Genomic DNA, 20,646 nt, shown 5'->3' with positions numbered 1-20,646 from the left:
CGCCCCGGTGAGGCAGTCTTCTCCCTCGTGGGGAGCGTTCCGAATCAGGGTCAGCCGCCGGGCACCGCCGGCGCGCACATGGTGGTGTGCGGTGACGACGGTCTGGCGCACCGGCTCGCGGCCGAGCTGCGGGGGGTGTACGAGGAGCAGGTCACGCTCGTCGTGCCGCCCGCCGACCGGGTGGCACGGCCACCGGTCGTGGGGCGGGCCCGCGCCGTGTCGGCGGCGCTGCTCGACCGGGTGGTGAGCGCGGCCGTCAACCGGGCGGCGGGCAACGGCACGCCGACCGCCCCGAGCGAACCCGCGAGCGGGCAGCGGACCCTGGAGGCCGTGGAGGCCACCGAGGCCGTGCTCGCCGAGGCGGGTGTGGAACGGGCCGCCGCGCTGGCGCTCGTGTACGACGACGACGAGACCAACATCCGTGCCGCCCTCACCGCCCGTCGGCTCAACCCCCGGCTGCGGCTCGTCCTGCGGCTCTACAACCGGCGGTTGGGCCAGCACATCGAGGAACTCCTCGACCAGGCTGCCGCGTTGGCCGCCGGAGGCGCGCCGGGAGACGGCGCGGCGAGCGACGCCTCGACCACCGTCCTGTCCGACGCGGACACCGCCGCACCCGCACTGGCCGCAACCGCCGTCGTCGGCACCAGCAAGGTCGTCCAGACGGACGGACTGCTGCTGCGGGCCGTGGAACGGCTGCCGGCCGAGCCCGGGGGGCCCGACCTGCCGGGTCTGCCCACGCTCGCACTGCTCTCCGCGAACGCCAACGACCCCGCCTTCGCGGACGGTTCCGAGGCCAGCGGTGAGCAGGGGCCGCTGCTGCTGCCCGACGCGGCGGCGGTGCGGGACGCGGCCGGGCGGCGCGGGTCGGTGGTGCTGGAGCAGGTGTCGTACTCCGCCGGGCCCGCGCTGCCGTCCGGGCGAGGGATGGGGATGGTGCCGTCGTTCGCCTCACTCTTCTCGCGGCGGCTGCGGATCTCGCTGGCCGGGCTGGTGGGATGCGTGTTCGCGCTGGCGGTGGCGTTGTGGCTGGCGACCGGCATCCATCCGCTGGGGGCCCTGTACCTGACGCTGCTCGACCTGTTCTCCGTCAACGACCCGGCCATCGGCTCGAGCACCGACCGCCAGATCCTCCAACTCCTCTCCGGACTGGTGGGGTTGCTGTTGCTACCGGTGCTGCTGGCGGCGGTACTGGAGGCGCTCGGGACGTTCCGCGGGGCGGGGGCGTTGCGCCGGCCTCCCCGGGGGCTCGGCGGGCACGTCGTACTACTCGGACTGGGCAAGATCGGCACCCGGGTACTGATCCGCCTGCGCGAGCTGAACATCCCCGTGGTCTGCGTCGAGGCGGGACCCGAGGCGCGCGGCCTGGCTGTGGCCCGACGGCTCCGGGTACCGGTCGTCCTGGGCGACGTCACCCAGGAGGGCGTTCTGGAAGCCGCGAAGATCCGCCGCGCGCACGCACTGCTGGCGGTGACCAGCTCCGACACCACCAACCTCGAAGCGGCCCTCTACGCACGCTCGCTGCGCCCCGACCTACGGGTGGTACTCCGCCTGTACGACGACGACTTCGCCACCGCCGTGTACCGCACCCTGCGAGCCGCCCACCCCCAGGCCCTGACCCGGAGCCGGAGCGTGTCGCACCTGTCGGCGCCGTCGTTCGCCGGGGCGATGATGGGGCGGCAGATCCTGGGGGCGATCCCGGTGGAGCGGCGGGTGTTGCTGTTCGCCACGCTGCAGGTCGGGGGGCACGCGCAGTTGGAGGGCAAGACGGTCGGGGAGGCGTTTCGGGCGGGGTACTGGCGGGTGCTGGCGCTGGACACCGGCCGTGAGGGCCAGGGCGGATCCGGACTGCTGTGGGACCTCTCGGACGGGCATGTCCTGCGGGGCTCGGACCGGGTGGTGCTGGCGGCCACCCGGCGGGGTCTGGCGGAGCTGCTGCGACGCAGACGGCGAGGCGGGTCGGGGGCGTAGGGGTGGGCGGGGGCGTAGGGGTGGGCGGCGATTCATGGCCCCGCCGGCGGGCCTTCACCGTGCGTGGCGGTCGGCACCTCGGCTGCAGTCGCGGTGCCGGGCTCGCGCGGTGACGCGAAACCAGGCGAGTCAGGCTCGCCGCGCGGCTCCTTCGGGCCAGACCACGTCGACAGGGAGGCCCGCGTCCAGCGCCTCCAGGACGGTGTCCGCCGTGCCGCCCCCCTTGCCGCTCGGGGGTTCGCCGTTCCAGACCGCGACGAGCCGTTGGGCGCGACGCAGCAGTGTGCGGTTGGCGTCCTCGTACGCTTTGCGGTTCGCGGTCTCGTGCTCCAGGACGAGTACCTCGTCCGCGGCTGCGGTGAACCGGTCAAAGGTGGAGGCGTGGTCCGGCTTCACCTTGTTCTGCCGGTAGTCCCGCGAAGGAATCACCGCGATCAGACGGCCACCGAGTCCCAAGACGATCTCCGCGAACAGGGAGTCGGATCCCTGGGCGAGGCATGAGACGCCCGTCAGGCCGTCGCCCGCGTACGGCTGGAGCGTCTCGCGCAAGGCGTTTTGCACCAGGGGAACGCTGGCCTCGGTCAGGTCCATGTGTCCGGTCACGGCGATGGTGGTCACGGCACTCCTCAGTTCGACAGCAACTCGCGGATCCTCGCCCGCGCTTCGGCGACCGTGTTGCAGCAGCACATGGACATGACGTTCGGACGCAGGCTCACATAGGACCGGCCTTGCCCCTACGCTGGCAGTGACGAAGCCTAGGAGGGGCAAGGCCGTGATGTCTCGAGACGCTACCCCGGGCCCGTACGCCGATCCGCTGAAGTTCGGCCAGCGTGTGCAGATCCTCCGCGAGCGCCGGGGGATGACCCAGTCTCAGATCGCCGACCTTCTCGGCATGTCGCCTCACACGTACCGAAAGATCGAGAACGGGCAGCAGAAGCCTCCCGGCCTTGAAACAGTACTGCGCATCGCCCAAGTCCTGAGGGTCCGCGACCTGGCGGACCTGACTGGCCTCCCCGAAGCGCACGTCGACCTGTTCGTCGGCCCAGGACACCCGCGGCTGGCCGGCGTCAGGGCCGCCATCGACAACTTCGCCCTCACCACGGGAGTCGAGCCACCACCTCTGGCGCACATTGACGCCCGGCTGCGTGCCGCGTGGAAGTCGCGGCACGCATCCAAGAATCATCGCGAAGCGATCGGCGCGCTGCTGCCCGACCTGATCCGCGACGCTCAGGTCCTGGTCAGGAGCGCCGACTCGGCTGCGGATCGGCGTGCGGCGCAGGTTCTGCTCGCGGAGACCTACAGCCTCAGTCAGTTCTTCATCGCCTATCAGCCTGACAGCTCGCTGCTGTGGCGGGTTGCCGAACGCGGCATGACCGCTGCTCAGGAGAGCGAAGACCCGCACGCGATCGGTGTCGCCTCCTGGCTCCTGGCCCAAGCACACCGCGACAGCGGACCACGACACTACGACGCAGCCGACGCCGTCAACCTTGAAGCGGTCCGGTTCCTGAAGCCGCTGCTTCCCGACGGCTCGGACGACGTTCTGGCGATCGCCGGCGCCCTGGAGTTCGAGCTGGGTTACACCGCCGCCCGCCGACGGGAGACGGGCGCCGCGTGGCGGCACTGGGACAAGGCGAACGGCATGGCCGGACGGCTGCCCGCCGACTACTACCATCCGGTCACTTCCTTCTCCCGGGCCGTGATGGGCGCGCATGCGGTGACCGTTGCCGTCGAGCTGCACCAGGGCGGCGAATCCGTACGGCAGGCCGCCCGGGCAGACGAATGCGTCATCAAGTCGCGGCCTCGGCGGGCCCGGCATCGGATCGAGGAAGCTCGCGGCTATCAGCTCGACAACCAGCCGGACGTGGCGGTCGCCTCGCTGGAGAAGGCATTCGAAGCCGCGCCGGAGACGGTTCGTTACAACGGCTACGCCAAGGCGATCCTCCTGGAGGAGATCGAGTCGACGCAGGCGCCTCGTCGTCGGCGCGCCTCGGAGCTGGCGGTCAAGGTCGGCCTTCTCGCTCGCTGAGGGTAGCGACCGAATTACGGTCGGCGATCACCTGCGGACGGTCCTACGGTCCAAAGCGTCAGACCCCGGCGAGGTGGTGAGACCTCCCGGGGCGTGGCCCACGCTACGTAGGAGCGCCGACATGACAAACCGTACTGCCCCGCCCTTGAGTTGGCCTCCGAGTACCGGGATGACGATCCGGTGAGGGCGATCACCGGCCTGTTCGTGAACGTAGCGGCGGTCACCGCCCCAGTCCTCGCCCCGGCGCCGGCGCGGACGCCGCACCGACTCACTCGACGCACCCCCATGGCGGCCGCTCCGGGACAGGGCCGCACCCCGAACGCCCCGCCCTGGTGGGCGGAACCTGGAAGGGTCCAAGCCGCCGGGCGCGGGGTGCTGCATCACCGCATCGACAGCCACGACCAAGGAGGACATGACATGCGCAAGGCCCGGATCATCACCGCTGTGGACACAGGACACAGCGGAGCAGGACACAGCGGAGGTGGAGGGGACGGGGGCGACGGACACCCCGGCCAGCCCTGGACGCCGCCGCAGGAGCCGCCGTCCCCTGACGGCGACACCCCACCCGGTGACGGGACACACCGCAGGTGACGCTCGACTCCGCACAGGTGGACCGCCCCAGCCGCAAGGAGCTGGGGCGCGTCCTCGTGGAAACGCGTGCGCTGTCGTCGGACTGGGCTCCGACCTTCGCGGCCGTGGATCGAGCCGCATTTCTGCCCGACCTGATGTGGCCGTTCGACATGGACACGGGCAGGAGCGTCGGCGTGGACCGGGCGGGCGACCCGGACGCCTGGTACGCCGCGGCGGACAGCAACGCCCCCATTGTGACCCAGTGGGATGACGGTAAGCACTCCGGCAGCAAGCCCGGAAGGGTGTCCACCAGTTCCTCCTCCATGCCCTCCGTCGTGTACGCGATGCTTCAGACCCTTGAAGTGGACCAGGCAATGCGCGTGCTTGACGCCGGCACAGGCACCGGCGAGACGGCAGGAGCCCTGACACACCGGCTCGGTCGCCGGAACGTGACCACGATCGAGGTGGATCCGTCGGTGTCGCGACAGGCCCGCGAGCGACTCCGGGCGGCCGGGCTGTACCCGGAGGTGGTTGTGGGCGACGGGTTCGAGCGCCATGCGGCCGCAGCACCTTACGACCGCGTTCTGGCCACCGTCGGAGTCCGGGAGATCCCCGGTGCATGGATCGAGCAGACCCGGCGGGGCGGCCTGATCGTCGCCCCGTGGGGCACGCACTACAGCAACGCGGATGCCGTCACCCGGCTCGCCGTCGGTGCCGGGGAGGCGTCCGGGCGCTTCACACGTCCCGTGGAGTTCATGAAACTACGTGCTCAGCGACTGTCGTTGCCGAAGCATGGCGAGTACATCCCGGCGGAGGGCATGGAGGGGGCCCACACATCCGCCACGGAGATCACGGAGGCGGAGTTCGTCACCGGGAGGTACACGGCTCTTCCCTTCGCTCTGGGGCTCCGCGTACGGGACTGCGCCCAGGCTGCGGCCGACAAGCGCGACGGAGCCCGCCCGGTGTGGTTCTACGGGCTCGATGACCGCTCCTGGGCGTGCGTGATGTTCCGCGACGGGGAGAAAGAGGCCCGCGTCTGGCAGTCGGGGCCCCGCCGATTGTGGGACGAGGTGGAGGCGGCCTACCGGTGGTGGGTCGGCCGCGACAAGCCCGGGCACACGCGTTTCGGCCTGACAGTCACCGCCGAGGGACAACGGGCCTGGCTGGACGATCCGGCCCGCTCCTGGCCTGTCTGAGGTGGGCATGGACGGCCGCCCCCGACGGTCCGTTTCCGACCGATCGCCGAGAGCGGACGTCGCCCGCTCGAAGGATCCCCCGCCTACCCCAAGTGCCGCTCCGCGAACTCCAGTTCCAGTCGTACCTGCTTGATGCGCTCGTCCACCACCAGTGAGCCGTGGCCCGCGTCGTAGCGGTACACCTCGTGCACCGCTCCCCTCGCCTCCAGGCGCTTGACGTAGTTGTCGATCTGGCGGATGGGGCAACGGGGGTCGTTCACACCGGCCGAGATGTAGACGGGCGCCCGCACCTTGTCGACGTACGTCAGCGGGGACGATGCCTCGAAGCGCTCCGGGACCTCCTCCGGGGTGCCGCCGAGCAGCGTGCGGTCCATCGCCTTCAGGGCCTCCATCTCGTCGTGGTAGGCCGTGACGTAGTCGGCGACGGGGACGGCCGCGATGCCCACGGTCCACGCGTCGGGCTGGGCGCCGAGGCCGAGGAGGGTGAGGTAGCCGCCCCAGGAGCCGCCGGTGAGGATCAGCCGGGCGGGGTCGGCGAGGCCGGAGCTCACCGCCCATTCCCGGACCGCCTCGATGTCCTCCAGCTCGATCAGGCCCACCCGGTGCTTCAGGGCGTCCGTCCAGGCGCGGCCGTAGCCGGTGGAGCCCCGGTAGTTGACGCGGACGACCGCGTAGCCGTGGTCCACCCAGGCCGCCGGGGCCGCCGCGAAGGCGTCGCTGTCGTGCCAGGTCGGGCCCCCGTGGATGTCGAAGACGGTGGGCAGCGGGCCGATGGCGTCGGCGGGCCGCTGGACCAGCGCGTGGATGCGGCCACCGGGGCCCTCCACCCACACGTCCTCCACCGGGACCGAGCCCGGGGACTTCATGCCGGGGGGGTCCAGGACCACTTCGCCGCTCGTCGAACGGACCGCGGGCGGCCGGGCCGCGGACGACCACAGGTACTCCACGCTGCCGTCCGGACGGGCCGTGGCCCCGGAGACCGTGCCCGGCGGGGTGGTGATCCGTTCCAGCGCGGCGCTCGCGAGGTCGTAACGGAACAGTTCGCTGCGGGCCTCGAAGCTGTGCGCGATGAGCAGGCCCGAGCCGTCCGGGTACCACTCGGCGCTGACGTCGCCCGGCAGGTCCAGGTCCAGGTCCGTCTCCGAGCCCGTCGCCACGTCCCAGACCAGGGGCTCCCAGCGGCCGCGGCGCTGGTGGCCGATCAGCAGCCGGGTGTCGCCGTCGACCGGGGCGAAGCCCAGCACCTCCAGGCCCAGTTCCTCGACGCCGCCCTTGGTGTCGTCCAGCTCGGCGACCTTCGAGCCGTCGGGACGCAGTACCCGCAGCGCGGAGTGCATCGCGTCGCCGTGCTCGGTGTGCTCGACGGCGATGAGGGTGCCGTCGTGGGAGAGGTCGCCCACGCCCGCCGACTCCCGGTGGCGGTACAGCTCGAAGGGGGGCTCACCGATCCGCGCCACATGGATCGTCGTGCCCTCCTCGTCCGTGGAGCGGCCGACCACCGCGGTTCGGCCGTCCCGGCCGAGGGCCAGGCCGGCCGGGTAGGAGGCGTCCAGGCCCGGGGTGGCGTGCTCGTCGGCTCCGCCGGCGAAGGGCTGGCGGCGCCAGACGCCGAACTCGTCGCCGTCCTTGTCGTCGAACCACCAGATCCACGCGCCGTCCGGGGAGAGCACGCCGTCCGTCGTACCGTTGGCCCGGTCGGTCACCTGACGCTGGTGGCCCGTGGACCGGTCCCAGGCGTACAGCTCGTACGTCCCCGTCGCATTGGAAACGAACAGGGAACGGTCCGGCGCGTCCTCCGCCCAGTCGGGCAGCGACACCCGGGGCGCCCGGAAGCGCTTCTCCCAGTCCGGCATCTCCTCGTACTGCTCGGGTGCGGCGGACCCGTTGCTCTCAGTCATGACCCCATACTGCCCGCCCGCGACGGCAATGGGACGCCAAGGTCCCCAGGCTGTGGATAACTTCCCACCGACTTCGCACCTCCTTCCCACCGATGAGCCTCACGCGGGCCCTCCCGAGCGCTCCCGGGCCTCACCCCGCGGGGTGGCGCCCTGCGGCCGCCCCGTACCGTGGAGGGCGTGTACCGGTTCCTGCTGACGCCCCGCTGGTGGGGGATCAACGTCTTCGTGCTGCTGGCCATCCCCTTCTGCGTGTTCATGGGGTCCTGGCAGCTGAGCCGGTTCGAGGCGCGGGTGGACGACCACCGCAGCGCGAAGGAGCTGGCCGAGTCCGCCCGTACCGAGGGCGCGCGGCCGCTGGCCGAGCTGCTGCCCGTGGACAAGTCGACCTCCGGCCGGCGCACCACCGCCACCGGGCACTACGGCGAGCAGTTGCTGGTGCCCGACCGGCAGCTGGACGGCAGGAACGGGTACTACGTGCTGACCCTGCTGCGCACGGACGGCGGCAAGGCGCTGCCCGTGGTGCGTGGCTGGCTGCCCGGCAGCGCCGACTCCGCGAAGGCCCCGAAGCCGCCGGCCGGCCGGGTCGGCGTCACCGGCACGCTCCAGGCCTCCGAGACGCCGGGCGACAACGGGGTGAGCGCGCGGGGCGGCCTGCCGGCCGGGCAGACCTCGGCGATCAGCGCCGCGTCACTGGTCAACCTGGTGCCGTACGACCTCTACGACGCCTGGGTCACGCTCGACACCGCCGACGCGGGGATGACGGCGGTGCCCGCGACCGCGGCGGCCGGCACGGGGCTCGATCTGAAGGCGTTCCAGAACCTGGGCTACACCGGCGAGTGGTTCGTCTTCGCCGGGTTCGTGGTGTTCATGTGGTTCCGGCTGCTGCGCCGCGAGGTGGAGTTCGCCCGGGACGCCGAGCTCGGCATCCTCCCCGAGGAGCCCGAACCCGCCGAGCCCGGGGAGTCCGGGGAGTCCGCGGAGTCCGACGCCGAATCAGCCGGCCGCCCCGAGCAGCGGGTTCAGGAAGACGCCAGCACGCCCGTCCGGTAGATCGTCCCCGCGCACGCGCCGGACAGCGTGGCCACGCTCGTCGGGGAGCCGCTCTCGGCCGTGTAGGACACGTTCACGCTGCCGTCGACCGTGCCGTCCTCGGTGTACAGCTGGGCCGAGGTGCCGGAGGTGGTCTCGCCGGTCGTGCCCGACTGCTCGGTCGGGGTCGGTGAGGGGGACGCCGAGCCACCGCTGTCGCCGCCGCCGCTGCCGCTCGTGGTGGGGCAGGTCTCGGAGGGCACCCAGGCGAACTTCACCGCGTAGGCCGAGCCGGGGGCGAGGGCGTGCTGGGTGACGTAGAGGGAGGGGTCGGGCAGGCCGGCCGCCACGTCCCCCGAAGCGTGTTCCACGACGGTGATCTTCGCGGCGTCGGCGGCGCCCTGGGCGCCGAAGGTCACTGAGACGGCGCCGCTGACGGTGCAGGTGGCGCTGGACGCGTTCTGGACGAGGAAGGCGCCGTAGACGGTGCCGGCCGAGTCGGGGACGGCGACGCTGGGGGTGCCGGCCTCGAGCTGGTCCGCGGCGCAGGCGGGCGCGCTCGCCGCGGACTCGGAGGCGGGGCCGGTGCCGCTGGAGGCGGTGCCGCCCTCGGACTCCTTGCCCTGGCCGGAGTCGGTGGCGCCGCCCTTGCCCTGCTCACCGGCCTTGCCGGAAGAGTCGCCGACCTTGCCCGAGGAGCCGCCGTCGGGGTTCTTGCCCTGGTCCGCTCCCCCCTGCGCCTGTGAGGCCTGGCCGGCGATGGAAGGGTTGGCGTCGGAGCCGCCGGCGTTCGAGACGTGCAGGACGGCCGGGACGGCGGTGCCGAGGAAGAGGGCCGCGGCCGCCATGCCGACGGCAGCCTGCCGCTTGCGGGCCCGCCGGACGGGGACGGCCCGCCGCAGGTGGTCCAGCGAGCCGTCGCGCGGCTCCATCTCCTGGACGGCGTCGTGCAGCATCCGGCGCAGTGCCAGCTCGTCCGAGCCGAGCCCGTCGGGGCTCTGGTCGTCGAGGTGGTGGTTCACGGTTGAGTTCCCAGCGTGCGATTGCTTCGGCTCTTGTGTGTGCGACGCGGACGTCGGCTCGTGCGGCGCGAACGGCTCGTGGCGCTCGTGACCGTCGTGGCTCCCGCGTGAGCCCGGCCCTTCGGCTTCACCGCTCACGCCGCCTCCTCCATGGCTATGCGCAGGGCGGCGATGCCGCGCGAGCCGTAGGCCTTGACCGAGCCGAGGGAGACGCCGAGGGTCGCGGCGACCTGGGCCTCGGTCATGTCGGCGAAGTAGCGCAGCACGAGGACCTCGCGCTGACGGCGCTGAAGGCCCTTCATGGCCTTGATGAGCGAGTCGCGCTCCAGCAGGTCGTAGGCGCCCTCCTCCGCGCTGGCCATGTCCGGCATCGGCTTGGAGAGCAGCTTCAGGCCGAGGATGCGGCGGCGCAGGGCGGAGCGGGAGAGGTTGACGACCGTCTGACGCAGGTAGGCGAGGGTTTTCTCCGGGTCACGGACGCGTTTGCGCGCGGAGTGGACGCGGATGAAGGCCTCCTGGACGACGTCCTCGCAGGAGGCGGTGTCGTCGAGGAGGAGGGCGGCGAGACCGAGCAGCGAGCGGTAGTGGGCCCGGTAGGTCTCGGTGAGGTGGTCGACGGTGGTGCCGGCCGCCTCGGTGTTCTCGGCGGCGACGGTCGCTTCGGCGGTTTCGGCGCCGTCACGCTGGCTGGGGACGCGGGCGGGCCGCGCTGCGGGCATGGGCGCGATCACCGGCATGCCGCCGGGCGTGCCGGGCATACGGGGTCGGAGGACGGCTCGCGGCGGCCGAAGGGCCGCGCCGCGGGGCGCCACTGGGAGTTCGAGTACCTCTGCCACGCCAGTTGGACACACTTCCCCCCGTGGAGGTTGTACGCGTCCGGCGTCACGTTTACGTCGACCAAGGCCCCGCGCACCCGTCTCATCTGTCCCGCTCTTCCCCTATATGCCATATGAACGGGCGTCCCCACGCCCAGATCGCCGCGTCCCCGAACGCTGTGATCGTTCACACGTCTACGCACACCCCGAGGGGTGACCGCAAAGACGCTCCCCGCCCTGCGCACGGTTGCGGAGAGCGGGGAGGAAAATCTTCGGATGCCAAAGGTGTCCGATACAAGTGGTTCGGACCGACGACCGTCTCACATTGCACTGGAGATCCTACAAACCCACCAAGCCCTGGACGGCGCTTTTATTCCCGGTAGCACCTCACGGCACGCCGACAGCACCTCACAGCCCGCCGGTGGCACCTCGCCGCACGCCGCGGTGGCAGCTCGCCACCCGCCGGTGCGGCCGTCTCACGACAGCTCGGCCGCCACCAGCTCCGCGATCTGCGCGGTGTTGAGCGCGGCCCCCTTGCGCAGATTGTCCCCGCACACGAACAGCTCGAGCGCCGTCGGGTCGTCGAGGGCCCGCCGCACCCGGCCCACCCAGGTCGGGTCGGTGCCGACCACGTCGGCGGGCGTGGGGAACTCCCCCGCCGCCGGGTTGTCGAACAGGACGACACCGGGCGCCGTCGCGATGATCTCGCGGGCGCCCTCCACGGTGACCTCGTCCTGGAAGCGGGCGTGGACGGTGAGGGAGTGCGTGGTGACCACGGGAACGCGCACACAGGTCACGGCCACCGGAAGCTTCGGCAGCCCGAGGATCTTGCGGGACTCGTCCCGCACCTTCATCTCCTCCGACGACCAGCCGTCCTCGCGCAGCGACCCGGCCCACGGGACGACGTTCAGCGCCACCGGCTCCGGGAAGGGCCCGGTGCCGTCGCCGACGGCCCGCCTCAGATCACCCGGGCCGGTCCCCAGCTCGGTGCCGGCGACCAGCGCGATCTGCCGCCGCAGCGTCTCCACCCCGGCCCGCCCCGCCCCGCTCACCGCCTGGTACGACGACACCACCAGCTCGCGCAGCCCGTACTCGGCGTGCAGCGCGCCCAGGGCGACGATCATCGACAGCGTCGTGCAGTTGGGGTTGGCGACGATCCCGCGCGGCCGGGTCCGCAGCGCGTGCGGATTGACCTCGGGGACGACCAGCGGCACCTCCGGGTCCATCCGGAAGGCGGCGGAGTTGTCGACGACGACCACGCCCTTGGCGGCGGCGACCGGCGCCCAGTGCGCCGCGACGTCGTCGGGCACGTCGAACATGGCGACGTCCACCCCGTCGAAGACCTCCTCCGACAGGGCCACCACCTCGACCTCCTCGCCGCGCACGGCCAGCTTGCGGCCGGCCGAGCGCGGGGAGGCAACGAGCCTGATCTCGCCCCAGATATCGGCCCGCTGGGACAGGATCCCGAGCATGACCGTGCCGACGGCCCCGGTCGCTCCCACGACCGCGAGGGTCGGCCGCACCTTGTCGGCCATCAGCGGCCGGTGCCCCCGTAGACGACGGCCTCGTCGCTGTCGGAGTCGAGCCCGAAGGCGGTGTGCACGGCGCGCACGGCCTCGTTGACGTCGTCGGCGCGCGTCACGACCGAGATGCGGATCTCGGAGGTCGAGATCAGCTCGATGTTCACGCCCGAGTCGGCCAGGGCCTTGAAGAAGTCGGCCGTGACGCCCGGGTTGGTCTTCATCCCGGCGCCGACCAGGGAGATCTTGCCGATCTGGTCGTCGTAGCGCAGCGAGTCGAAGCCGATGCCGGACTTGTTCTTCTCCAGGGCGTCGATGGCCTTGCGGCCCTCGGCCTTGGGGAGCGTGAAGGAGATGTCCGTCAGACCGGTGGAGGCCGCGGACACGTTCTGCACGATCATGTCGATGTTGATCTCGGCGTCGGCGATCGTCCGGAAGATCACGGCGGCCTCGCCCGGCTTGTCCGGCACACCGACGACCGTGACCTTGGCCTCGGAGGTGTCGTGTGCGACACCGGAGATGATGGCCTGCTCCACCGGCTTTTCCCCTTGCTGCTGTGTCTTCGGAACGAGTGGCTCACTGCTGACCCACGTGCCCTGGAGTCCGCTGAAGGACGAGCGGACGTGGATCGGGATGTCGTAGCGGCGGGCGTACTCCACACAGCGGTGGAGCAGCACCTTGGAACCGGAGGCCGCGAGCTCCAGCATGTCCTCGAAGGCGATCCAGTCGATCTTCCGCGCCTTCTTCACCACGCGCGGGTCGGCGGTGAACACGCCGTCCACGTCGGTGTAGATCTCGCAGACCTCGGCGTCGAGCGCGGCGGCGAGAGCGACGGCCGTGGTGTCGGACCCGCCACGCCCCAGCGTGGTGATGTCCTTCTTGTCCTGGCTGACACCCTGGAACCCGGCGACGATGGCGATGTTGCCCTCGTCCAGCGCGGTCCGGATGCGGCCCGGCGTGACGTCGATGATCCGGGCTTTGTTGTGGACGGAGTCGGTGATGACACCCGCCTGGCTGCCGGTGAACGACTGGGCGCTGTGGCCCAGGTTTTTGATCGCCATCGCCAGCAGGGCCATGGAGATCCGCTCTCCGGCGGTCAGCAGCATGTCGAATTCCCGGCCGCTGGGCATCGGGGATACCTGCTCGGCGAGATCGATCAGCTCGTCCGTCGTGTCGCCCATCGCGGAAACGACCACGACCACCTGGTGGCCGTTCTTCTTCGCTTCCACGATCCGCTTGGCGACGCGCTTGATGCCCTCGGCATCGGCTACGGAGGAGCCTCCGTACTTCTGCACGACAAGGCCCACGTGCGCTCCTCGCTCAGTTTGTCTGTTTCCGCACATACGCCCTTGTACTGCGGTCGGCTCAGTCTAACGAGCGCCCGAAAACCGCCTCCCGAGTCCCGCATGATGAGACACGGTGAGGCTCACGGAAGACGCCGGGACGGGGTCCGGGCGCCCGTCGTCGGGTCTTCCCTTCCCACTGACGCCGAAGTGATAGCTGTGAATTAAGTTTCAAGCACTATCGTGCGGCTGTGCACGTACTCCTGGTGGAAGACGACGAACCGGTCGCCGAGTCGCCGCGACGCGACTGAAGCGCTACGGCTTCGAGGTCGACCGGGTCACCACGGGCGCCGCCGCGCTCGCCCACCCCGGCCCCTACGACGTCGTCCCGCTGGACCTGGGCCTGCCCGACACCGACGGCCTCGACGCGTGCAGGGCCCTGCGCGAGCGCGGCGACGTCCCGATACAGCACCCTGCCAATTCTCAGGCGGCCTTCCGCCCCCGGTCACGGACCAGGCTGACACCGGCCCCGAGCGACACGACGCCCATCCCGACGGCCGTCATCACGCCCTGCGACCCGTCCACCACGAAGGGGGCGACGGCGGCGACCGTGAGGTTGAAGAGGAAGAGGAACCACAGAACGGGACGGGAGGAGAGCAGAGCCTTCATGACAGGGCTTCCTTAAAGGGAGTGTGATCCCGGAACGTCCGGTGAGATCCGGAGAAGTCCGAGGAGATCCGAGGAGATCGGAGTTTCGCTTGCGAGATCAACGATCCCGCCCCGGACCTGCGCAAACGAGGGAGCGCACTCCCGAAGGCATGGTGTAGTCAGGTACACCATGAGCGTCGGCGGCGCCGGAAGCGGTTTCGCCGCCCGCTTCACCGTCCTGATCTCTGCCCGGTACGGGTGCGTCGGCGGCCTGCGGCGCGGCCTGTCCGCGACCTGAGCGCGGGCTGCGAAGGCCCGCTGTCCACGAGTGAGTCGGTACCGCTGCGCCGTCTGCCGTACATCGCGTCCCAGGTGTCGGCGGATCCCGGGTCCGTCGTGGACTCACTGGCCGCCCATGGCTTCCAGGTCGACCGCGACCGGTCGAACCGACTCGACGCGGCGGACCGGGTACTCGTGCAGACCCTGACCACGCAGGACGACCGGCACCTGGCCCAGTCCCCCACCGATTTCACCGATTTCACCGGCATCGTCGACGACTCCGGCCTGCCGGCCCGTGACGTCATCCGGTTGCCCGGCCGCCTCGACGTGAACCTCGACAGGGTCCGCGAAGCCGTCCTCGATGCGCTGCCCGACATCCCCGGGGGCTCGACGTGGAGCCGGAGCCCACAGGTCTCTCCGGTGAGCGGGACGAGGTCAGCCCTTGACCGGGCCCAACTGGCCGCCGATCTCCTCCTCCATGACGCGGCCCGCCTCGAACTCCAGCGTTTCGTCGCCCAGGGTGGACTGGTCGGTGTCGAGGCCGTTCAGTTCCTCGAGGGGCTGGTCCAGGCGGATGTGGGCGAGGACCGAGTGCAGGGCGCGCAGGGTCGCCGAGGCGGTGGAGCCCCAGTTGGAGAAGTAGGAGAACTGCCACCACCACAGGGCCTCCGTGGTGCGGCCCGCGCGGTAGTGGACCATGCCGTGGCGCAGGTCGGCGATGACGTCGGCGAGGTCGTCGGAGATCCGGGCCGGAACGGGCGCCTTGCGGGGCTCGTAGGGGTCGAAGACCTCCGAGTAGACGTCGACCGGCTCCAGGAGGCGGGCGAGGTTCTCGCGGAGCTCGTCGGCGTCCGGCTCGAAACCCGGGTCGGGCTCGTAGCGCTCGTCGGGGACGATGTCCTCGTGGGCGCCGAGGCGGCCGCCGGCCAGGAGCAGCTGGGAGACCTCCAGGAGGAGGAAGGGGACCGCCAGGCTCGGCTCGTCGCCCTTCGCCACCTCCGTGACGGCTACCAGGAAGCTCTCGACCTGATCCGCGATCTGGACGACGAAATCGTCCGGGTTGTGGTCGGTCGCGTGCAGCGTGGCGTCAGACATCTAGGAGTCGTCTCCCCTCGAAGGCGCGACCGAGGGTCACCTCGTCCGCGTATTCCAGGTCGCCACCCACCGGGAGGCCGCTGGCCAGGCGGGTGACCTTCAGGCCCATGGGCTTGATCATGCGGGCGAGGTACGTGGCCGTCGCCTCGCCCTCCAGGTTCGGGTCGGTGGCCAGGATCAGCTCCGTGACCGTCCCGTCGGCCAACCGCGCGAGAAGTTCTCGGATACGCAGGTCGTCGGGACCGACACCTTCGATGGGGCTGATCGCTCCGCCCAGGACGTGGTACTTGCCGCGGAACTCGCGCGTGCGCTCGACCGCCACGACGTCCTTCGGCTCCTCGACGACGCAGATGACGCTCAGGTCGCGGCGCGGGTCGCGGCAGATGCCGCACAGCTCCTCCTGCGCCACGTTTCCGCAGGTCGCGCAGAAGCGGACCTTCGCCTTGACCTCCATGAGGGCATGCGCGAGCCGCCGTACGTCCGTCGGTTCCGCCTGGAGGATGTGGAAGGCGATCCGCTGCGCGCTCTTGGGACCGACGCCGGGCAGCCGCCCCAGTTCGTCGATGAGGTCCTGGACCACGCCTTCGTACACGGACTGCCGTCCTTCCTGGGGTGCCTTGCGGTACGTACGGTAGTTGGCCGAGGCCGGTCTTAGAAAGGCGGACCGGTCCTAGAAAGGCAGCCCCGGGATGCCGCTGCCGCCACCCAGGCCCTGGGCCAGCGGACCGAGCTTCTGCTGCTGGAGCGCCTGCGCGTTCTCGTTGGCCGCGTGGACGGCCGCGACGATCAGGTCGGCGAGGGTCTCGGTGTCGTCCGGGTCCACCGCCTTCGGGTCGATCCGCAGGGCGCGCAACTCGCCTGAGCCGGTCACGGTCGCCTGCACCAGGCCGCCGCCCGCCTGCCCGTCGACCTCCGTGTTCGCCAGCTCCTCCTGGGCACGGGCCAGGTCCTGCTGCATCTTCTGGGCCTGCTGGAGCAGCTGCTGCATGTTGGGCTGGCCACCACCGGAAATCACGATCAGCTCCTGTGTCCTACGACTGTCGGGCGTGCAGTCGAGCGGGTTTTTTCCCGCTCGGCACGAGCCTACGTGGTCTGTGCGGGTGTCGCCCCAGCACTCTTTCGAGTGAGTCAGGTGTGAGGCCTATACCTGATCAAGGCCTACTTCCGGGCGTAAAAGAGATGAAACCTTCCTCTTCGCCACCCATTGGGAGGTAGGAAAGGTCCGGCGCAGCAGCATCAGGCGTCACGGGTGTCACGCAACGTGAGCGGTCGGGATCGGTCGGGTTCAATCGGTCGGGATCAGTAGGGAGTGCCGGGTGGGTCAGCAGCCGGAGATGCAGCCCGAGGGTCCGCCTCAGGACGGGCGGAGTGAGGGCGCGGCCGGGCTGCGGCCGGGCGATCTGGCCGGGCGGACGTTTCCGCTCGGGGACTGGGGTGAGCCCGCCGAGCGGCTGGACGAGCTGTACCGGTGGGTGGAGCGCGGGGCGCTGGACACCGCCGCCTGGTACCTCGCGGACCGGGTGTGGAAGCGGCGGGCCGCCCGGGGCCTGCGCACCGGGGCGGCGGCGGGGGCGGTGTGCGCGGCCGCGCTGCCGTTGCTGGACCTCGCCCGGGTGCTGGACGGTGCCGCTGCCTGGGGGTATCTGGCGCTGCTGCTCGCGGTGGCGTGTGTGGCGGTGGACCGGTTCTTCGGGATGACGTCCGGCTGGATAAGGGACGTGGCCACGGCGCAGGCCGTGCAGCGCCGGCTCCAGGTGCTCCAGTTCGACTGGGCCTCGGAGAGCGTCCGGGAGGTGCTGGGCCCGGCGGAGGGCACGGCGGGCGATGCCGCGGAGCGGTGCCTGGCGGTGCTGCGCCGGTTCTCGGAGGACGTCTCGGAGCTGGTGCGTACGGAGACGGCGGACTGGATGGTCGAGTTCCGGACCGGGCCGGCGCCCATGGGGATCCAGGGGGCGGTCGCCTCCGGCGGGCGGGCGGAGGTGGGTGGGGGGTACGGACGGTTTCCGATGCCGCCGGGGGCGAACGCCCGGCCGAACATGCCTCGGCAGCGGCCGCCCGAGCCTCGGTGAGGGGGCCTTCTTCATCGCCCCGCCGCCCCCTCCCTTCCGGCCCGGCGTTCACCGCCGGGTGTAGGTCAGTTTCTCCCCGGTGCCGTTGTTCACGCGTCGCAGCGCGCCGTCGGCGAGCAGGGTGACCTCGGAGGCGGCGCCGGGGCTGCACGAGGAGAGGGGTTCACCGGCGGTGACCTTGGACGGGCCTATCGCCAACGGGCCTTTGCCGCCCGGCCGTTCGGAGAGGACGGCGCTGAACTCACAGTGGTAGCCGTCCCCGTCGGCGACGAGGGCGAGCACCGGGTCGCCCACCTCGCCCTGGGCGAGGGTCAGCCGGCGCGTGTTCGTGCCGCTCTCGTTCTCGATCGTGGTGGTCCAGGTGCCGAGGTAGGCCGCCGGGACCACACCGTCGGCCGAGGACGCGGAGGGGGACGCGGAAGGAGACGGGGACGAGTCCGGCGAGGGCAGGTCCGAGGCCTTCGCGGAGGAGTGCGTCGAGCCACCGGACGTGGTGGGCGCCGAGCTCGCGGTGGAATCGTCGTCGCCGTTCATGAACGCGTACACCGAGCCGCCCGCGGCGACCGCGACCACCAGGGCTGTCGCGACGAGCAGGGCGGTCGTCCGGCCGCTGCGGCGCGGCGGCTCCTGCGGGCCGGCGGGGTCGGCCGGCCCGTACGGGTCGTACGCGGGGCCGGTGCCGGGGCCCGCGGCGCCGTCCGCGTACGGGTTGTACGGCGCCCCCTGGCCCGGCGCCGCGGACCATGCGGTCGGCGGCTGGTGCGGGTGGCCGTAGGCCGGGGACGCGGCCGGCTGCGGATGCTGCCGGGGGTAGCCGTACGCCGGGTGGGCCGGGGCGGTCGGCCCGCCGGGCGGGAGGGGCTGCGCCGGGATGCCGTCGGCGCCCGCGGCCTGCGTGGGGCGGTGGTCCGGCGAGGGCGCGACCCCGCGCGGGCCGGAGTGCTGCGGGAAGGCCTCGGAGGCGGTCGCCGAGTGGTCGAGGAGGGTGGGGCGCGCCGCGTACCCGGAGCGGGACGGGTCCGCGCCCTCCGGGTCCTCCACCTCCAGCAGCCGCACGGCGTGCCGGCCGAGCTGCGCCACGAGGGCGCCGGGCAGCCAGGGGTCGCGGGAGCGGCCGTCGGAGACGGTGTCGTCGACGCCGGTGAGTTCCAGGACGCGGTCGAGGGAGGGGCGGGCGGCCGGGTCCTTGCGCAGACAGGCGCGGACCAGGACGGCGATGCCCTCGGGGACGCCCGAGAGGTCGGGTTCGTCCTCGGCGATGCGGAACATCAGGGCGTGCGCCCCGCTGTCGGCGGAGCCGAAGGGAAGGGTGCCGGTGGCGGCATAGGTGATGACCGAGCCGAGGCAGAAGACGTCGCTGGCGGGCGTGACCGGATCGCCGCGCAGCTGCTCGGGGGCCATGAAGCCGGGCGAGCCGATCACCGCGCCGGTCTGGGTCAGCCGGCTGTCGCCGGTCACGCTCTCCAGCGCCCGCGCGACGCCGAAGTCGATGACCCGGGGCCCTTCGATGGTGACCATCACGTTGGACGGCTTGAGGTCACGGTGGACGATCCCGGCCGCGTGGATGTTGGCCAGCGCGTGCGCGAGCCCGGCGGCGAGGATGCGCACCGACCGCTCGGGCAGCGGGCCGTGGTCGTGGCTCACGACCTGCTGGAGGCTGGGCCCCGCGACATAGCCGGTGGCGACCCAGGGCACGGCGGCCTCGGTGTCGGCGTCGAGGACGGGCGCGGTCCAGAACCCGCCGACCCGCTGCGCGTTGCGCACCTCCTGCCGGAACCGCGCCCGGAACTCCTCGCGCGCCGCCAGCTCCCGCCGGACCAGCTTCACGGCGACCGTGCGCCCCCGGTCCGAGCGGGCGAGGTAGACCTGCCCCATGCCGCCCGCGCCCAGCCGCGCGAGCAGCCGGTAGCCGCCGATGCGCTGCGGGTCCTCCGGGCCCAGCTTCTCCATCGCAGCGCCGCCTTTCCCGCACATGTGTGATCGAGACATGTGCAACCCAGCCGAGAATAATCCGGCCGTTCGGGGAGTGGTGCGGCGCGGTGTCTACGGTTGCGTAACAGCGGGCTCCAGCCCGTCCAGCACCTTGGACAGCCGTTCCAGTACGTGTACGGCCTCGGCGAGCTCCGCCTCCCCGTACGCCCGCGCCAGCCGGTCGGCGAGGGCCGCGTGCCCGGGGTCGATGCGGGCGACCGCGGCCCGGCCCGCTTCCGTGGGCGCGAGCAGCTTGGCCCGCCGGTGGGCGGGGTTGGGCCGGTACTCGGCCAGGCCTCGCTCCACCAGCAGGTCGGCGACGCGCTGGACGCTCTGCCGGGTGATGCCCATGGCGCGGGCGATGCCGGACACGGGCAGCGGGTCGCCGAGCACGGCGCCGAGCACCTGCCACCGGGCGGCGGTGAGCCCGGCGGGCCCGGCCAGTTCCTCCGCCACGGCGAGGAACTGGCCGTTCAGCCGGAACACCCCGAGGGCTCCGCGGCTGAGCAGATCCTGCCGTTCCCGGCTCACCGCCCGGCCGTCGCCTTCTCCAGTACGGCGTACGCGGCCGCGTCGGAGTCGTGGAACAGCCGGTACCAGGCGTCCAGCACCTCGCCCTCGTAGACGCCGAGGAGCCGGAAGATCTCGCGTGCGAAGGCGACCGGCTCGGTCGGCCCTGCGGTGATCAGATTCGCGTCGGTGACGGCGTCCGCCTCGACGTACCGGTCGCCGCCCCCGTAGCCGGTCGCCGCCAGGTAGAAGGAGACCGCGCCGGTGTGGTCCCGGTCGTCGAGCAGGCCCTCGCGGGCGAGTCCCGCGGTGGCCCCGCAGATCGCGGCGACGGGCACCCCCGCGTCGAGGAACGCGCGTGCCGTGCGGGCGAAGGGCGCGAGGTCGTCGGAGGTGTCCCAGAGGTCGGCGCCCGGCAGGATCAGCAGGGAGCTGTCCTCGGGCCGTACGGCGTCCAGGGCCAGGTCGGGCCGGATCCGCAGTCCGCCGACGCTGGCGACCGGCTCCTCCGACCCGCCGACCGTCCGGATCTCGTACCCGTTCCGTGCGAGGTACGCCGTCGCGAACCCCGTCTCCCAGTCGGCGAGCGTGTCGTACACGGCGAGATGCACCGGCTTGCGGCTCATGGCTCCTCCTCGTGAGCGGATCCTGCGGTTCTGACGAATCCCTATGACAGTAGACTGTCACTTCGACAGCAGGCTGTCAATCCACCCCGGGCCCCGCCCCTCCCCGGCCCCAGGCCCCTCC

At 71.8% G+C, this 20,646-nt stretch carries 18 protein-coding genes and 1 pseudogene; 6 read left to right on the top strand and 13 right to left on the bottom strand.

The features are described from left to right. Nucleotides 1-78 precede the first annotated feature (78 nt). The gene (locus ACFWBD_RS17460) at nt 79-1,968 is read left to right on the top strand and encodes an NAD-binding protein (protein WP_385667534.1); all 1,890 of its coding nucleotides are present in this window, start codon (nt 79-81) and stop codon (nt 1,966-1,968) included. 129 nt (nt 1,969-2,097) lie between these two features. Here ACFWBD_RS17460 and ACFWBD_RS17455 read toward each other — a convergent pair whose 3' ends face one another. Continuing rightward, nucleotides 2,098-2,586, bottom strand: a complete 489-nt coding sequence (locus tag ACFWBD_RS17455) for a hypothetical protein (protein ID WP_385667453.1) — start codon at nt 2,584-2,586, stop codon at nt 2,098-2,100. Between the two features lie 157 nt (nt 2,587-2,743). On the opposite strand from ACFWBD_RS17455, the gene ACFWBD_RS17450 reads away from it, so the two are divergent. Together ACFWBD_RS17450 and ACFWBD_RS17445 are read left to right on the top strand one after the other, a co-directional pair. After that, a complete protein-coding gene (locus ACFWBD_RS17450) occupies nt 2,744-3,994 on the top strand; it encodes a helix-turn-helix transcriptional regulator (RefSeq protein ID WP_385667533.1) in 1,251 nt (416 codons plus the stop codon). Between the two features lie 587 nt (nt 3,995-4,581). Then, nucleotides 4,582-5,760: a methyltransferase domain-containing protein gene (locus tag ACFWBD_RS17445; protein ID WP_385667452.1), complete on the top strand. Its 1,179-nt coding sequence runs from the start codon at nt 4,582-4,584 to the stop codon at nt 5,758-5,760. Between the two features lie 83 nt (nt 5,761-5,843). Here ACFWBD_RS17445 and ACFWBD_RS17440 read toward each other — a convergent pair whose 3' ends face one another. After that, nucleotides 5,844-7,658 (bottom strand): prolyl oligopeptidase family serine peptidase, encoded by a 1,815-nt coding sequence (locus ACFWBD_RS17440; protein WP_385667451.1) that lies wholly within the window; start codon nt 7,656-7,658, stop codon nt 5,844-5,846. A gap of 177 nt (nt 7,659-7,835) precedes the next feature. Between ACFWBD_RS17440 and ACFWBD_RS17435 the strand changes: the two genes are divergently transcribed. Continuing rightward, nucleotides 7,836-8,708 carry an SURF1 family protein gene (locus tag ACFWBD_RS17435; protein ID WP_385667450.1) on the top strand — a complete coding sequence of 291 codons (873 nt, stop codon included), beginning with the start codon at nt 7,836-7,838 and terminating at the stop codon, nt 8,706-8,708. Here ACFWBD_RS17435 and ACFWBD_RS17430 read toward each other — a convergent pair. The 4 genes from ACFWBD_RS17430 to ACFWBD_RS17415 form a co-directional block, all read right to left on the bottom strand. Beyond that, nucleotides 8,678-9,709 carry a hypothetical protein gene (locus ACFWBD_RS17430; protein WP_385667449.1) on the bottom strand — a complete coding sequence of 344 codons (1,032 nt, stop codon included), beginning with the start codon at nt 9,707-9,709 and terminating at the stop codon, nt 8,678-8,680. The genes ACFWBD_RS17435 and ACFWBD_RS17430 overlap by 31 nt on opposite strands. 134 nt (nt 9,710-9,843) lie before the next feature. Beyond that, nucleotides 9,844-10,545, bottom strand: coding sequence for a SigE family RNA polymerase sigma factor (locus ACFWBD_RS17425; RefSeq protein WP_385667448.1), 702 nt, complete (start codon nt 10,543-10,545; stop codon nt 9,844-9,846). A 455-nt stretch (nt 10,546-11,000) separates the two neighbouring features. Continuing rightward, on the bottom strand, nt 11,001-12,059 hold the full coding sequence (locus tag ACFWBD_RS17420) for an aspartate-semialdehyde dehydrogenase (protein ID WP_385667447.1): 1,059 nt from the start codon (nt 12,057-12,059) through the stop codon (nt 11,001-11,003). Beyond that, complete coding sequence (locus tag ACFWBD_RS17415) at nt 12,059-13,351, bottom strand: aspartate kinase (protein ID WP_385667446.1); 1,293 nt, start codon at nt 13,349-13,351, stop codon at nt 12,059-12,061. Before ACFWBD_RS17415 ends, ACFWBD_RS17420 begins: the two co-directional genes overlap by 1 nt. Before the next feature lie 227 nt (nt 13,352-13,578). Between ACFWBD_RS17415 and ACFWBD_RS17410 the strand changes: the two are divergent. Continuing rightward, nucleotides 13,579-13,793: pseudogene (locus ACFWBD_RS17410) on the top strand (response regulator); the annotation flags it as partial. 17 nt (nt 13,794-13,810) lie between these two features. On the opposite strand, the gene ACFWBD_RS17405 reads toward ACFWBD_RS17410, so the two are convergent. From ACFWBD_RS17405 to ACFWBD_RS17390, 4 genes are all read right to left on the bottom strand, one after another. Further along, a complete protein-coding gene (locus ACFWBD_RS17405) occupies nt 13,811-13,996 on the bottom strand; it encodes a hypothetical protein (protein ID WP_384116918.1) in 186 nt (61 codons plus the stop codon). Nucleotides 13,997-14,689: 693 nt separating this feature from the next. Further along, complete coding sequence (locus ACFWBD_RS17400) at nt 14,690-15,349, bottom strand: DUF5063 domain-containing protein (RefSeq protein ID WP_385667445.1); 660 nt, start codon at nt 15,347-15,349, stop codon at nt 14,690-14,692. After that, a complete protein-coding gene (gene recR / locus ACFWBD_RS17395; RefSeq protein WP_385667444.1) occupies nt 15,342-15,941 on the bottom strand; it encodes a recombination mediator RecR in 600 nt (199 codons plus the stop codon). Before recR ends, ACFWBD_RS17400 begins: the two co-directional genes overlap by 8 nt. A gap of 78 nt (nt 15,942-16,019) precedes the next feature. Beyond that, nucleotides 16,020-16,364 (bottom strand): YbaB/EbfC family nucleoid-associated protein, encoded by a 345-nt coding sequence (locus ACFWBD_RS17390; protein WP_385667443.1) that lies wholly within the window; start codon nt 16,362-16,364, stop codon nt 16,020-16,022. 319 nt (nt 16,365-16,683) lie between these two features. Here ACFWBD_RS17390 and ACFWBD_RS17385 point away from each other — a divergent pair, with 319 nt between their 5' ends. Next, nucleotides 16,684-17,418 (top strand): SLATT domain-containing protein, encoded by a 735-nt coding sequence (locus ACFWBD_RS17385; protein ID WP_385667532.1) that lies wholly within the window; start codon nt 16,684-16,686, stop codon nt 17,416-17,418. A gap of 48 nt (nt 17,419-17,466) precedes the next feature. Here ACFWBD_RS17385 and ACFWBD_RS17380 read toward each other — a convergent pair whose 3' ends face one another. The 3 genes from ACFWBD_RS17380 to ACFWBD_RS17370 all read right to left on the bottom strand — a co-directional run bounded on the left by ACFWBD_RS17380 (nt 17,467) and on the right by ACFWBD_RS17370 (nt 20,525). Next, complete coding sequence (locus tag ACFWBD_RS17380) at nt 17,467-19,368, bottom strand: protein kinase (RefSeq protein WP_385667442.1); 1,902 nt, start codon at nt 19,366-19,368, stop codon at nt 17,467-17,469. 93 nt (nt 19,369-19,461) lie between these two features. Continuing rightward, the gene (locus ACFWBD_RS17375) at nt 19,462-19,920 is read right to left on the bottom strand and encodes a MarR family winged helix-turn-helix transcriptional regulator (RefSeq protein WP_385667441.1); all 459 of its coding nucleotides are present in this window, start codon (nt 19,918-19,920) and stop codon (nt 19,462-19,464) included. Next, nucleotides 19,917-20,525 (bottom strand): type 1 glutamine amidotransferase family protein, encoded by a 609-nt coding sequence (locus ACFWBD_RS17370; RefSeq protein ID WP_385667440.1) that lies wholly within the window; start codon nt 20,523-20,525, stop codon nt 19,917-19,919. Before ACFWBD_RS17370 ends, ACFWBD_RS17375 begins: the two co-directional genes overlap by 4 nt. Nucleotides 20,526-20,646 lie beyond the last annotated feature (121 nt).

Origin of the sequence: Streptomyces sp. NPDC060002, assembly GCF_042737245.1 — a bacterium.
Taxonomy (GTDB): domain Bacteria; phylum Actinomycetota; class Actinomycetes; order Streptomycetales; family Streptomycetaceae; genus Streptomyces.
The sequence above is the reverse complement of the archived record's forward strand: the minus strand, read 5'-3'. Positions and strand labels throughout refer to the sequence as shown.